The organism is Lacticaseibacillus brantae DSM 23927 (assembly GCF_001436115.1).
In the GTDB taxonomy this organism is placed as follows: domain Bacteria; phylum Bacillota; class Bacilli; order Lactobacillales; family Lactobacillaceae; genus Lacticaseibacillus; species Lacticaseibacillus brantae.
Genome location: NZ_AYZQ01000005.1, coordinates 57,847 through 71,986 on the forward strand (window position 1 = coordinate 57,847; position 14,140 = coordinate 71,986).

General features: G+C 48.6%; 13 protein-coding genes. 5 read left to right on the forward strand and 8 right to left on the reverse strand.

Annotation, left to right across the window (positions count from 1 at the left end):
• Window positions 1-148 precede the first annotated feature (148 nt).
• Complete coding sequence (locus tag FC34_RS08685; RefSeq protein ID WP_057895040.1) at window positions 149-799, forward strand: ABC transporter ATP-binding protein; 651 nt, start codon at window positions 149-151, stop codon at window positions 797-799.
• On the forward strand, window positions 796-1,557 hold the full coding sequence (locus FC34_RS08690) for an ABC transporter permease (RefSeq protein WP_057895041.1): 762 nt from the start codon (window positions 796-798) through the stop codon (window positions 1,555-1,557). The genes FC34_RS08685 and FC34_RS08690 overlap by 4 nt, the downstream gene beginning before the upstream one ends.
• Before the next feature lie 64 nt (window positions 1,558-1,621).
• Here FC34_RS08690 and FC34_RS08695 read toward each other — a convergent pair whose 3' ends face one another.
• Window positions 1,622-2,500: a cation diffusion facilitator family transporter gene (locus FC34_RS08695; RefSeq protein WP_057895042.1), complete on the reverse strand. Its 879-nt coding sequence runs from the start codon at window positions 2,498-2,500 to the stop codon at window positions 1,622-1,624.
• A 109-nt stretch (window positions 2,501-2,609) separates the two neighbouring features.
• Here FC34_RS08695 and FC34_RS08700 point away from each other — a divergent pair, with 109 nt between their 5' ends.
• Window positions 2,610-4,148, forward strand: a complete 1,539-nt coding sequence (locus FC34_RS08700) for a multicopper oxidase family protein (protein ID WP_057895043.1) — start codon at window positions 2,610-2,612, stop codon at window positions 4,146-4,148.
• Between the two features lie 465 nt (window positions 4,149-4,613).
• On the opposite strand, the gene FC34_RS08705 is transcribed toward FC34_RS08700, so the two are convergent.
• Both FC34_RS08705 and ispE read right to left on the reverse strand, forming a co-directional pair.
• Complete coding sequence (locus FC34_RS08705) at window positions 4,614-6,347, reverse strand: ABC transporter ATP-binding protein (protein ID WP_057895044.1); 1,734 nt, start codon at window positions 6,345-6,347, stop codon at window positions 4,614-4,616.
• Window positions 6,348-6,443: 96 nt separating this feature from the next.
• Window positions 6,444-7,322, reverse strand: coding sequence for a 4-(cytidine 5'-diphospho)-2-C-methyl-D-erythritol kinase (ispE, locus tag FC34_RS08710; protein WP_057895045.1), 879 nt, complete (start codon window positions 7,320-7,322; stop codon window positions 6,444-6,446).
• Between the two features lie 179 nt (window positions 7,323-7,501).
• On the opposite strand from ispE, the gene FC34_RS08715 reads away from it, so the two are divergent.
• Both FC34_RS08715 and FC34_RS08720 read left to right on the forward strand, forming a co-directional pair.
• On the forward strand, window positions 7,502-8,317 hold the full coding sequence (locus tag FC34_RS08715) for an SDR family NAD(P)-dependent oxidoreductase (RefSeq protein WP_057895046.1): 816 nt from the start codon (window positions 7,502-7,504) through the stop codon (window positions 8,315-8,317).
• A 76-nt stretch (window positions 8,318-8,393) separates the two neighbouring features.
• Complete coding sequence (locus FC34_RS08720) at window positions 8,394-9,197, forward strand: class I SAM-dependent methyltransferase (protein ID WP_057895047.1); 804 nt, start codon at window positions 8,394-8,396, stop codon at window positions 9,195-9,197.
• A 40-nt stretch (window positions 9,198-9,237) separates the two neighbouring features.
• On the opposite strand, the gene FC34_RS08725 is transcribed toward FC34_RS08720, so the two are convergent.
• From FC34_RS08725 to FC34_RS08745, 5 genes are all read right to left on the reverse strand, one after another.
• Complete coding sequence (locus FC34_RS08725) at window positions 9,238-11,349, reverse strand: cation:proton antiporter (protein WP_057895048.1); 2,112 nt, start codon at window positions 11,347-11,349, stop codon at window positions 9,238-9,240.
• A gap of 148 nt (window positions 11,350-11,497) precedes the next feature.
• Window positions 11,498-11,749 (reverse strand): Veg family protein, encoded by a 252-nt coding sequence (locus tag FC34_RS08730; RefSeq protein WP_057895049.1) that lies wholly within the window; start codon window positions 11,747-11,749, stop codon window positions 11,498-11,500.
• Between the two features lie 134 nt (window positions 11,750-11,883).
• Window positions 11,884-12,765: a 16S rRNA (adenine(1518)-N(6)/adenine(1519)-N(6))-dimethyltransferase RsmA gene (gene rsmA, locus FC34_RS08735; RefSeq protein WP_057895050.1), complete on the reverse strand. Its 882-nt coding sequence runs from the start codon at window positions 12,763-12,765 to the stop codon at window positions 11,884-11,886.
• The gene (rnmV, locus tag FC34_RS08740) at window positions 12,758-13,324 is read right to left on the reverse strand and encodes a ribonuclease M5 (RefSeq protein WP_057895124.1); all 567 of its coding nucleotides are present in this window, start codon (window positions 13,322-13,324) and stop codon (window positions 12,758-12,760) included. Before rnmV ends, rsmA begins: the two co-directional genes overlap by 8 nt.
• Window positions 13,311-14,096, reverse strand: a complete 786-nt coding sequence (locus tag FC34_RS08745; protein ID WP_057895051.1) for a TatD family hydrolase — start codon at window positions 14,094-14,096, stop codon at window positions 13,311-13,313. The genes rnmV and FC34_RS08745 overlap by 14 nt, the downstream gene beginning before the upstream one ends.
• Window positions 14,097-14,140 lie beyond the last annotated feature (44 nt).

Below are 14,140 nucleotides of genomic sequence, written 5' to 3' on the forward strand. Positions count from 1 at the left end.
TAGAAGAAAGACCCGCAAAAACATAGGAAAAGTTTCTTCTGCATGGCAAACGTTCGCATTCTCTCAATATTCGATAAAAATAATTAAAAAAGTCGCATTCCCAGCGGTGTTAGTTTAGAATAGTTCTAAACAAAAAAGGAGGGTCACCATGACTGCTTTGTTCACATTAACTGACATTGACTTCGCTACCACCGAACGTCAAATACTTCATCACATTAACCTGACCGTCGACGCTGGCGACTCACTAACCATCACCGGCCCGTCCGGAAGCGGGAAAAGCACTTTGCTGCGCATTATGGCGACGCTGCTGACTGCCACCAATGGTCAAATTGCGTACAACGGACGGCCACTCAGCGAGTATGATCCATTCGCCTACCGCAAGGAGGTTTCATACTGTTTTCAACAAGCAAGCCTTTTTGGAGACACAGTGTATGACAATTTAAGTTTCCCATATGTGATTCGCAACCAAGCCTTTGACGAAACTCATGCGCTCGAGGCACTAAGCCAAGTCGAGCTCGGTCCTGACAACTTACATAAACCGATTACTGAGTTATCCGGTGGCGAGAAGCAACGGGTCGCCTTAGTCCGCAATGTCCTCTTCACCCCGAAAGTTTTGCTACTCGATGAAGTGACCACGGGGTTGGACGCTGACACCAAGACCATTGTCCATCATTTTATCGACCACTTGAATCAGCATCATGATGTGACACTGATTGCAGTGACTCACGATGAAACAGAAATCAATACGGCTAACCATCTCATCACATTAGCCGATGGCCAATTGGAGGTAACAGCATGACTCAGAATTTAATTGTCACTCCGTCTGCATTGTTTTTTGCGGTTGCCTTAGTCGCTATCGCCTTGCTGCTGAATTTCAAAGAAAAAATCGGCCTTGAAAAGGACATGATTGTTGGGGTCGTTCGCGCCGTGATTCAGCTAACCGTGGTCGGCTACGTGCTCACCTATATCATTAAAGTTAATTCCATCTTCCTGACCTTATTGATGGTCCTGATTATTATTTTCAATGCCGCCTGGAACGCTAAGAAGCGCGCTGCGGGAATGAATAACGCTTTCTGGATTAGTCTACTGGCCGTGACTGTTAGCACTGGGACGACGCTTGTCTTATTAGTGCTGGCCCGTGCGATTAAGTTCACCCCGTCGCAAGTCGTGCCTGTCTCCGGGATGATTGCCAGCAATGCCATGGTGGCCATTGGCCTGTGCTATCGAAATATGAACACCAGTTTCCATGATTTACGGCAACCCATTCTCGAACGGTTGGCTCTAGGCGCTAACTTGAAGCAAGCCTCAAGTGGCATTGTTCGTGATGCGATTAAAACCGGGATGGCACCAACCATTGATTCCGCTAAAACTGTCGGTTTAGTCAGTCTGCCGGGGATGATGTCTGGCTTGATTTTTGCTGGCGTTGATCCGACCAAGGCAATCATGTATCAGATTATGGTCACCTTCATGCTGATGGCAGCAACTAGTATCGCTTCAGTCATTGCCTGCTACCTGGCTTACCCTAATTTCTATAATGCTGACGACCAACTGATTTAAAGTTCAGCGCCCAACAAAAAGGGATTGTTGCTCACTTGATGTGAGGAACAATCCCTTTTTGGTTTTAGTAAGTATTGTCAGTCGCCTGCAGGGCCTGATAATCACCATATTCAACTTGAATCGTGACGTGCGTGACGCCAAACTCTTGGCGCAATTTCTGACTTAATTCTTCTAAGAATCGGTCGTTGTTGGCTGAGGTGGCTCGGGTTAAATGTACGGTCAAGGCAACGTCCGTCGTACTCAATGCCCAAATATGTAAGTCATGGCACTTCTCAACCGTCGGATAATGTTCGATCACTTCTTCGACCGCCGATGTACTAATACCATTTGGAACGGCAGCCATTGCGAGGTTCAACGCATCCCGCAACAAGCTCCAAGTCGAAATCACCACAATTAACGCCACGAGAATTGACACCAGTGGATCGAGCCATTCCCAGTGGGTTAACGTAATCAGCCCACCAGCAATGACCACACCCAGTGAAACGCCGGCATCGGCAGCCATGTGGAGGAAAGCCCCACGAATGTTGAGGTCTTTTTGCTGGCCACGATGGAACAACCACGCCGTGACGCCATTGACGACAATCCCAACGCCCGCCACAATCATGACCGTTACGCCTTGGACTGGCTGTTCGTTACCAAACCTGGTAATCGCCTCAACGATGATAGCGCCCATGGCAATCAGTAGAAAGACGGCATTAATCAATGCCGCAAGGATGGAACTACTTTTAAATCCGTATGTCCGCTTCAGAGTTGGCCGTAATTTGCCCAACCAATCGGCGCCCCAAGCAATCCCCAGACCGAGGACATCACTTAAATTATGTAAGGCGTCAGCGACCAGCGCCATTGACCCAATCAACAGCCCGAAGCCGACTTCTGCGATGATATAGACGATATTAAGACAAATGCCCCATTTGAATGCTTGATTCGGTTGAATTTTTTCCACAAAAACCACCTCTTCCTCTGCATTCATACTGCCGAATTCATAAACAAATGTCAATAATAACATATAAGGCAGTGGTATACTGAGTTTAGATCGAAAAAGGGGGAGTTATATGAATAAGAACGTGTACACTGACTATTTCTTCGACGAACCTGCTTTCAACACACATGACGGTGGTTATGTTGCGTTGGAAACACCGACAACGCCACAACAGCCGCTGGCGATTCCGCCATTAGCTGTGCCAGATACTGAGACCTCACACGAAGTCTCGTATACCATTACCGCACAAGAAGGTGAAGCACAGCTGTTACCAGGTGAGAAGACCAAGACCTGGGGATATAACGCTGACATTCTAGGCCGAACGATTATTTTAAATGATGGTCAAGACGTACATATCACTCTGAAGAACAACCTACCAGAACTGACAACTTTTCACTGGCACGGGCTCAATGTGAGTGGCCCCATCATTGATGGTGGTTGTCACGCCCCCGTCTATCCTGGCAAAGCCAATAAAATCGACTTTACTCTGCATCAAGAAGCCGCAACCACATGGCTGCACCCGCATCCATGTCCATCAACAGCTGAACAAGTGTGGCACGGTCTTGCCGCAGCTGTGATCGTGAAGGATAAACACGAAGCCTCTTTACACTTACCTCGTAACTATGGTGTTGATGATATCCCGGTGGTGCTTCAAGATCGGCGGTTCCATGACCATAATCAATTTGATTACCGCGCAGACTATGATCCCGACGGTGTTCAAGGCCCAACGGCTTTGATTAACGGCACCGTTAACCCCTACTTTGATGTAACTTCTCAACGGCTACGCTTGCGGCTGCTGGATGGCGCAAATCGTCGTGAGTGGCGCCTGCATTTCTCAGATGACTTGAAGTTCACCCAAATTGCCGGGGATGGCGGCTTGCTGCCAGATGCCGTTGATCTTACCCATCTGATGCTTACCTGTGCCGAACGAGCTGAAGTCGTGGTTGATTTCAGTGGCTATCATGCCGGAGACGAAGTAGTTTTGTACAGCGACGACACCCCAATCGTGCATTTCCGAATCCACGATTTCAATGCCGACCCTGAACCACTGCCAACCCATCTGCTCGATATCAAGCCACCTGTCGTCGATCCAGCCACTCCAATTCGTAAAGTCGTCATGTCTGGGATGGATGAAAGTGTCATGCTCGACGGTAAAAAGTTCAACATGCAACGCATTGATGCTGAGCAACCGGTTGGCCAAGCGCAATACTGGGACGTCACCAACACCAACGATATGACAGGTGGCATGGTCCACCCATTCCATATTCATGGCACGCAATTCCTGATTATCAGTCGCAATGGGCACGCGTCTTATCCAAATGAACATGGTTATAAAGACACCGTTGGGGTTAACCCTGGTGAGACCGTCCGGATCCTCGTTCGTTTCGATTTACCGGGCGTTTACATGTATCACTGCCACATCATCGAGCACGAAGATGGTGGCATGATGGCCCAGATTGAAAGTTATGAAGCAGGCAAGCCACGGCCAAAGTATAAACTCATGGATATGGAGACCCTAACGAAGGCCTTTGCTGCCGAACGCGGTATCCCTATCTCCGAAATGTGGATGGCCGGCATGGACTCCTACGAAAAAATGGGCATGAAAATGTAGAGCGTGAAAACTCACAGGTAACAACTGAGCACTAGCAGGCTTTCGATAATGGGAGCGTCATCCCCATTGAGAAAGCACGCTAGGCGGAAGTTGTTGTGAGTTTGAACGCGTTTAGAGCGTGAGCAATGCCGAATAAACGCCGGACGGCTAAGTAAACCTACGACGGTGGGTGCTTTTTGCCCAGTGGCGTAGGTGCTTAGACTGAGGCGTTTGGCATTGCGAGCGCGTTTAGAGCGTGAGGTCTCACGGGAATCATCGAGTACCAACACAGCTTCGACCAAACCAGTGGTCTGTGCTGGTGGCGAAGCAAGTTGGACGGAGATGATTGTGAGATCGAACGCGTTTAGAGTGCGAAACGCTCACGGTTAACAACTGACCGCGTTTCTGACATGAACGCGAATCCACACAAAAACGCGAGGCAACCTACAATTGGTTGCCCCGCGTTTTTTCTGTGCAGAAAAAGAACTAGCTCTCAAACTGAAGATTATAGAGTTCTGCGTACCGACCATTCTTAGCCAATAATTCCGCATGTGTACCCCGTTCCACAATTTCGCCATGTTCCACCACGAGAATCTCATCCGCATTTTGAATCGTAGACAGCCGGTGTGCAATCACAAGACTGGTCCGTGATTGCATGAGATCATCAAATGAGCGTTGAATGTGACGCTCAGATTCATTATCCAGCGCGGCGGTAGCTTCATCGAGAATCAGCAGTGGTGCATCCTTGAGGAAAACTCGGGCGATAGCAATCCGCTGCTTCTGGCCGCCTGACAAACGAATTCCGCGCTCACCAATTTGGGTTTCTAGGCCGTCAGGCAATCCGCGGATGAAGTCAGCAATGCTAGCACCTTCGGCAGCTTGCCAAATTTCGGCTTCTGATGCTGTCATCCCGTAGCTGATATTGTCCCGAATCGTGCCATCCAATAAGACCACATCTTGAGAGACAACCCCAATTTGGCTGCGCAAGTCGTGCAAGCGTACATCCCTAATATCAGTGCCATCAAACGTAATCGCCCCAGCAGTCACATCATAGAAACGATCAAGTAACTTGGTAATGGTTGTTTTACCTGCCCCTGACGAGCCGACTAAAGCTGTCACCTTGCCGTGTGGGATGTCGAAATTAATATCCTTGAGGACTGGCGCTTCCTCCCCGTAAGCAAAGCTAACCTGATCAAATTGTACCCGATCATGAAACGGTGCCAGTGGAACCGGGTTTTCAGGGTCAACAATCTGTGGCTTTGACGCCATCAGATTCTCAATTCGTTCATACGAAACCGAAGCTTGTTGCAGGCGCTGAATTAACCCGGTTAATTGCCGAATTGGCGCTTGCAGTATTGCCAAATACGAGAGGTATGCGACAATCATCCCGACTGTGAATGTGCCTTGAATAACTTGATAAGCCCCGACTCCCAGAATAATGACGGTACCTAGATAGTTAATATCATCAATGACAGGCGAGAAAATCGCGCTGAGTTTGGTCGCTTGAATTTGATTGTCACGATTATCTGCATTCATCTGTTGAAAACGATCGCCTGTCAGGGTCTCTGTGGCGAAACTTTTGATGAGATCAATACTGGTTAATGATTCTTGAATTTGGTTATTCATTTTCCCGGCACTGGTCCGCACTCGCCGATAAGCCGCACGAATCCGAGTGGTGTACAAGTAATTGGCCCAGAAAAGCAATGGGAAGGTGATCAGAATCAAGACCGTGAGCACCCAATCGTTCGCTAGCATGATGACTAAGACAACTACAAACGTCAGCATGCTGCCCAGTAACCCAAGTGAACTCGTAGAAATCAAGTTCTGGAGCATATTGATATCACTGGTAAGAACAACCATTAAATCTCCCGTCTTACTGGTTTCAAAATAAGCCATGTCCTGATCTAGGGTGTGTGCGAACAACTCATCGCGCAGATGTGAAATCGCTTGTTGACTCACTTGACCAATGAAATAGGTCGAAATGGTATTGAACAGCCCCATGACAATTGTCAGGACTAAAGCTGCCACGATGAGCTGTAATAATTGACCCACGTTTTTTTGTGGAATGGCGTGGTCAATGATGAACTGCGTGATCCGGGGCAAAACATATTGAATCCCTGAAACCCCGACCAGTGTGATAACGACAAGTAATAATTTGCCTTTTGCGACCGCCAATTGGCGCCCAAAAAATTTAAGCATTCGCCATAATGTTGACTGCATTTTTCTCACCTCGACTGTTAATTCAAACCTATCATTCAAGGCCGTAGCTGACAAACAAAGTGTTTCATTACCAACCAAATCAAAAAAAGAGCAGCCTTAGTGGCTGCTCTTCTCAATATGATAAGTGTGGCCAATGGCACGGAGTAAGTAGACTTCGTGACAAAAGCCTTTCATGCTGTTGTACACCCGTGTGGCCCGCGATTGCTTCTCACAAAGGCCAAAAACAGTCGGGCCACTGCCGGACATCTGCGCGACCTGGGCACCGTACTTCAGAAGCCGCGTTTTGATAGCGGTAATTTCAGGGTGCCGAGCTGCGGTGACTGATTCAAGGCTATTAGCCATACCGCTGGCCATCATCCCGAAATCTCGTTCTCGGATGCCATCAAGGACTGTCTGGGTATCCGGACGGTACTTGATTTCGCTGTAGTCGAGCCGATTCAGAATTGATGGTGTGGAAACAGAGACTTTGGGCTTGGCCAATACCACCCAAAAGTTGGGTAATTCGCCGAGCGGCTTAATTTGCTCACCGCGCCCAGTCACCAAAGCGGTCTCTGAATACACACAGTAAGGCACGTCTGAATCGACTTGCAAGCCAATCTTAGCCAGTTGCTCGCGAGAATAATTGAGTCCCCAAAGACGATTAAGGCCTCTCAAGACAGCGGCGGCATCTGAGGATCCCCCACCGAGGCCTGCTGCGACCGGAATGTGCTTCTCAATATGAATACGTGCGCCCAAACGTGTACCGCTCACTCGTTGTAAGGCTAGCGCGGCTTGATAGGCCAGATTGCGCGGGTCTTCGGGTAAGAACCCACTATCGGTGGTGACATGGAGCGTCTTGCTTGGCTGAATATGCACGTAATCTGCCAAATCAACCGAAGTCATCACCATTTCCCACTCATGCTCACCATCAGGATGTCGAAATCGAGCATCCAAACTGAGATTAATCTTGGCCGGGGCTTTCTGGATGATTTCCATACCTACCACCAGTCTGCTTTCTCTAGAATTATTACAATAAGTATACTGTTTTTCCTTGAATAATACATTAAGAAGTCTGCAAAAAGTCTCAGACCAATCACGGGCACTTAAAGGTGCGTACTATCGTCATCAGCTAATATGGCCTATAGTATGACCAGCAACTTCAAGGAGGAAAACACATGGACTTACATCTCAACCATAAACGCGCCCTCGTGACTGGCTCAACCAAGGGCATCGGCAAAGCAATCGCACTGGAATTGGCCCGGGAAGGCGCAGATGTGATTGTTAATGGTCGCAAGCAAGACGTCGTCAATGCTACTGTGGCCGAAATTGCCGGTCAGTTGTCGCAAACCAAGCCACAAACTGCTGTGGGTGATATTCAAGCAGCCGTGGGTGATATTAACGACGAAGCGGTCCGAGAACAAATTTTCACCCAATTTCCAACGGTTGATATTCTCATCAACAATGTCGGCATCTTTGAGCCCATGGCATACGACGCGATTGATGATGCGACCTGGCGGCACTTCTTTGACGTTAACGTCCTAGCCGGCAATGCGCTGGCTCGCCACTATCTGCCACGAATGTTAGCGCAAGATTTCGGGCGCATTATTTTTATTGCCAGCGAAGAAGCCATTATGCCCTCAGGTGAAATGCCCCAGTATAGTATGACCAAAACGATGAACCTATCGCTGGCCAAAAGCCTTTCCAAGCTGACGGTTGCCAGCCACGTGACCGTGAATACGATTATGCCTGGCTCCACCTTAACTGAAGGTGTCCAGACCATGCTCAATCGAATGTATGCCGGCAGTGGTCTGCCTGAAAGTGAATGGGAAGCGGATTTCATGCGCAACCATCGGCCTAATTCCCAAATTCAACGCCTGATTCGCCCCGAAGAAGTCGGCCGCTTTGCCGCGTTTGTCGCCAGCCCTGATGCGTCTTCATTTTCCGGTGAGGCTCTGCGCGTCGATGGCGGTTTAGTGCCAACCATCTTCTAACATAGGTTTTGCTTGTTCACGGCCGAGGCACCTTGATACAATCAAAAGTAGCCTAAAGACTGAGTGAGGAAATGCCATGGACTATATGACTGAGAACAAAGCTGCTTGGGAAGAAGCCTTTGCCCATCGACAACCACACTGGGGCGAAAACGTTGCTGAACGCCTGTCACATGAACGTTTACCTTTTCTGGACGCCGCCGTGGTCAACCAGATCCAAACGCTCGATTTCAAAGGTAAAGTCATTGCCCAATTTTGTTGTAATAATGGTCGCGAGCTGCTTTCGCTGATGCAACTTGGCCCCGCCAAGGGTATTGGCTTTGATATTGCAACCAACATCATCGACCAAGCTCGGCAACAGGCACAAACCGCAAAGATGACGAACTGTGAATTCGTTGCCGTGAACATCTTGGACATTCCTGATAGCTATCACCAACAATTTGACTTCATTATTTTCACGATTGGGGCCATCACTTGGTTTAAAGACTTAGAACCGCTGTTTGCTAAAGTCGCAGCCTGCCTCAAACCTGGCGGCCAGCTCTTACTGCATGACTTTCATCCTTTTATGAATATGCTGCCACTGCCTGATGAACCGGACTTTAACGCCCAAGACTTACAACACCTTAGCTACCCTTATTTCAACCCCGATCCGTTCATCGAAGGCAATGGGATGAGCTATCTGTCTGAGCCTTACCAAGCCAAGAATCGGTTTATCAGCTTCGCCCACCCGACTGCTGCCATCATTAATCATGTGTTAGACGCCGGATTGGCTTTGACGCGCTTTGATGAATACGATTATGACGTCGGTCTCAGTGACGTCTATGATGGCCGTGGGTACCCGCTGTCTTTCTTGCTCATGGCCCAAAAAACACTGCCAACCTAAAAACGTATGCCACCTTTCAAAACTGGTGGCATACGTTTTTTTAGTTATTGCTCTGCTCAATCGCCAATGCTGCTGGTTCTGGCTCAAGCTCTTCAAGTTGCTCCAGTTGTTGCAGCTGCAAGGTCTGGGCTTGATTGATTTCGGTATAGAGTGTGCTGACCAGACTATGTGGCACGCGGCCGGTGGCACTGGCCTGTTGGACAAAGTTATATTCCAACTGAAAGGCCTGAATATACCACTCACTATCCACTTTAACGGTGATCCGCCGATATTCGTGGTCGATCCGCTGCAGATATTCATTCACATCTTGACGGACGGCATAAACGAAAGAATTCTCGCTATGATAGGTCGACAACCGATTCTTTAAGACTTCATCTAAGTACCCATCAACATGATCCATCACTTCTCGATTCAGCATCGTAATTGACGTCCGGGTGTCTTTCCACTGGGCCCATTCCGCGGCGGATTTACTGGCCTTAAATTCTTCTCGGGAACGTTGCCGCTGACGTGGCGTAATGACGCCGTGTGTGAAATGCCATTTGGCGTGTTTATACTGCTTCTTCATTTCATGCAATTCGTGTTGAACCGTGTGCCGGTTCTTCAGCTGCGCCTTCCACCGATCAAGAATCTTGTCGTAAATATCGATTGTCACTGTGCCATAGCGATCGGTCATTTCATTTTCATGGACGTAAGCCCGAATGTAGTCTTTGGTGTCATCCATCAGTAATTGGAAATTATTATCCATCACCTTGCGATCCACCCAACCCTTTTGTGTCTGCAATTGGGTGGTGATAGCTTCACGTACATCATGATCGTCAATGCGGGCCCGCACTTGAACTGTCGCATAATCGACCATCTTGTTGCGCAGATGGGCTAAGTCTTCTTGGGTAAAACCATCCGTTTTTTCAGGCATCAACAGTGGCAGAATAATCGCACTGACGACCATGCTAATCACAATCACCATCGTGGCCACAATAATCAGCTCTTCTCGATGGGGGAAGGCCTTACCGCCGATGACCCGCGGCAGTGAGAAGGCCATCGCTAACGTCATCGTCCCATGAATCCCACCGAAGGCAAAAATCAGCGCATGTTGGCGATGGACCATGGTATCGTTTGAACCCAGTAAGGTTTTGACAGTCGGATTCTCTTCCCGTAAAGCCCAAATAAAACGCACAGCTAACATCGCGGCATAAATGAGACCCGCTAAGCCGATAAGTTGCAAGGATTCCAGGCCGCCCATATCGAGAAAGTCACGCCAGACAGTTGGCAAGGTGAGGCCTAACGTTAAGAAAACCACACTGTTTAGGATATTAGAAATCGTATTCCAAATCGTCGTCGAGGTCAGCTGGACCGACGTCGAGCTCAGGCGTAACCGTACCGACTCCCAGTTGTGGACGATGCCCGTCGCGACCACAGCTAAAATCCCAGAAACCCCGAAGTATTCTGCGATTAAATACACCAGAAATGGCGTCAATAAACTAATCGGGATTACGGTCGTTTCAGCATTTGTCGCATGTAAATTCAGCCAAACACGCAAAGCCACCACGGCTAATCCCAACCCAATCCCAGCGACGACACCACCCACGGCGACGAATAAGAAGTGGCCTAACCCGGCGGCAAAGGAGAAACTCCCCTTTTCCATCACGGACAAGGCCAAGTCAAGCATAACCAAGCCAGTCGCATCATTAAATAAGGACTCCAGTTCCAGTGCGTCTCCCACCCCTGTTGGCATGGCGCCGGTGGAACCGCCCGTTATCGACTTCACCGCCACTGCATCAGTCGGCGTAACAATCGCGACTAAGGCAATCGCTAGCGGCAGGGTCCATTCGACCTCAACAAAGTTGGTCAATAAGCCCACAATCAGGACAGTCGCCACGATCAAGCCGACAGATAATTGAAAAATGGCTGAAAACTTTTGCCTGATTTTGTTGAATGATTGCCGCTGGCCATCAACGAACATCAATGGGGCAATGATGACTAGCATGAAGAACTCTGGCTCCAACTCAAAGTCCTTGAAAGCCGGGGTGAACGAAAGAAGCAAGCCGACTGCGACAAAAATAAACGCATCCGGAATTTTGGGAATGAACTGTTTTAAGATATTGGCCGCGATCACACCCAAAAGCATGAGCCCGACTAGAAATAATGTTTGCATAACTGTACCTTCCTGACTGACGAAACTGAAACAGAACAACGATTTGATTGCTGGTGTTATATTATAACACTAGAATTTAGACAGCATCCGTCGCTGGGCCTGTTTTGGCCACAAAAAAACGTCCAGCGGATTAGGCTAGACGTTGATTTTATGAAGCGACTTCTTCGTCATCAAATGTAATTTCAATGGATTTGGTGAGGAGATCTGCGTAACTGTAAGAAACTCGTTCGAAGGCATTCTCGTCTTGATCAAGATCAACCACGAAAATAGCTGGATAGGTTTCTTTCAAAGTTCCCTTGCGGCGGGTAACTTTCTTTCTGCCCGCTTGTGCGACAACCGTCAAATTCTCGCCGATTTTACCGTCGAGTTGTTGCTTGATGCTTGCTAAAGTAATTGGCATGCACTTCACCCCTTGTGAAAACAATTATAGCATGTTTCACAAGAATTTGCAATTATACCACGAGGCTTTTATTTGTGCAAGCAAAGAAAGTTGATAATGACGCGGTTTTAACGGACTTTTTAATTTAGGCAGCCTTAACTTAGGCCTTGATGAGAAAGGTTAGTCGTCAAAGTAGCAAAATCACTGATACTCAGCTGCTCCGCCCGGGAACTGGCGGGAATTTCACTGGCATCAAGGGCGGCTTGAATCAATGGTTTTTGGTCTTTGCCATAGAGGTTGACCAAATTGTTCCACAAGGTCTTGCGCCGAGACACAAAACTGCCTCGGACCAGCCTATCAAAGGCAGCCTGATCCGTCACCTCAGCGCGTGGCGTCTGCCGCCGGGACAACTTGATAATGGCGGAATCAACATTGGGCGCCGGGACGAAGGCGTTGCGATTCACTTCAAACGCAATTTCAACGTCCATGGTTTGTTGAATCGCAATACTCAAGCTACCGTAATCTTTTGAGTTTGGCTGGGCCACTAACCGAGCAGCCACTTCCTTTTGCATCATAACCACGAGCCGTTCAAAGGCCACACCAGTCTGCATGAGATGCATCAAAATTGGCGTCGTAATGTAATATGGCAAATTAGCCACCACTTTAAGTTGATGGTGACCATCAAAATGATCCGCAATCAATGTCGGCAAATCAGCTTTCAAGACATCTGCCTCAACCACTGTAGTATTCGGGTACCCAGCTAAGGTATCTGCCAAAACAGGAATCAATCGGGGGTCAATTTCAAGGGCCAATACCTGATGTGCTGCCTCGGCCAGGTATTGGGTCAAGGCGCCAATCCCCGGTCCAATTTCAATTACATCATCGTCTGGACCCACATCGCCAGCCGCAACAATTCGGGTCAGGATTTGGGGATTAGTCAGAAAGTTCTGACCCAGACTCTTCTTAAAGCGAAAACCATGGCGCTTTAAAATGGCACTTGTTTCTGATGGGGTGGCAATTCTAGGTTGTTCAGCCATTGGCTTCCTCCGCATTCATTCGTAATATTGCTTCACCAAACATGGCGCGTGAAATTTGAAACTGCGCCAGGCGCTTGTACAGTTGTTTCCCATTCGCATAGCCAATATGGAGTAATTCACCCAAGCGTTCACGGCGTTGCCGGGCATGGGGGCCGCCGATTAAACCCGCCGCTAATAAGTCTTCCTGACTGATGAGTGGCTGAGCATTTGGCACTTCAGTGAATAGATGCTGGAGCGCGGCTTTGAGGGCTGCCGGGCTGGCATGTTCAACTCCCAGTGAGCCTTGATGGTCTGGCACAGCTTCGTCTCGAGGTAGAAACGCATGAGTCACACCAGGCACCGCCCGCGAGATCGTTTTGCGAATTTTCTCCCCAGGAAAATCAGGGTCAGTCAAAACGATGACACCGCGAGTGGCCTGTGCAAGTTTGATCTTGTCCAAGGTGGCCACGTCAATGGCACTGCCGTTGGTTTCAATGGTATCGATCTCCCCAAACGCCTCTTGTAGCCGTTTGGTATCATCGCGCCCCTCGACCACGAGCATTTGCTTAATTGTCATGATTTGCTCCCAGGCCAAAAATTCGATGCGCATTGTCATGGGTAATTTGGGCGATATGTTCAGCGTTACTCTCACGGTACTTAGCAACAGCGTCCACCACATAACGGGTGTACCCTGGTTGATTTGGCTTGCCGCGATAAGGTTCAGGCGTCAGATAAGGGGCATCGGTTTCAACTAACAGCCGGTCTTCTGGAATGACGACCACCGACTCATGTTCTTCAGGGGCATTCTTGAAGCTAACAATCCCGGAGTAGGAAATATACATACCCAGGTCTAAAAACTTTTTTGCCCATTCGGCATCCCCGGTGAAGCTGTGCATAATCCCACCAAAGTCTTCTAAGTGCGCGGCTTTTAACAAATTATATGAATCTTCGAAGGCTTCACGACTGTGGATCGACACAGGAATGTGTTGTTCGCGGGCGATGGCAAGTTGGCGTTCAAACACGCGCTTTTGCACATCGCGCGGTGACGAATCCCAGTGATAGTCCAGGCCAATTTCGCCTAAAGCCACCACCTTGTCATCTTGTAATTGTTGCTCCAAAATCGCTTCTGTGGCTGGTGTATAATCCTTTGCTGATTCCGGATGCCAGCCGACGATGGCATACAAGTTATCAAACTCGTGGGCTAAAGTAAGTGCCCCATCATTTAAGCCGGTATCTGAACCGACAATTGCCATCTCAGTGACGCCAAGTTGCTTTGCGTCAGCAACATATTCCGCTTCATGTCCAGCGTATGGCGTGTCGTTCAAGTGCGTATGTGAATCAAAAATTTCCATGATATCCTCCCTCATTTGGGGACTGACTCAAAACAGGAACCGAA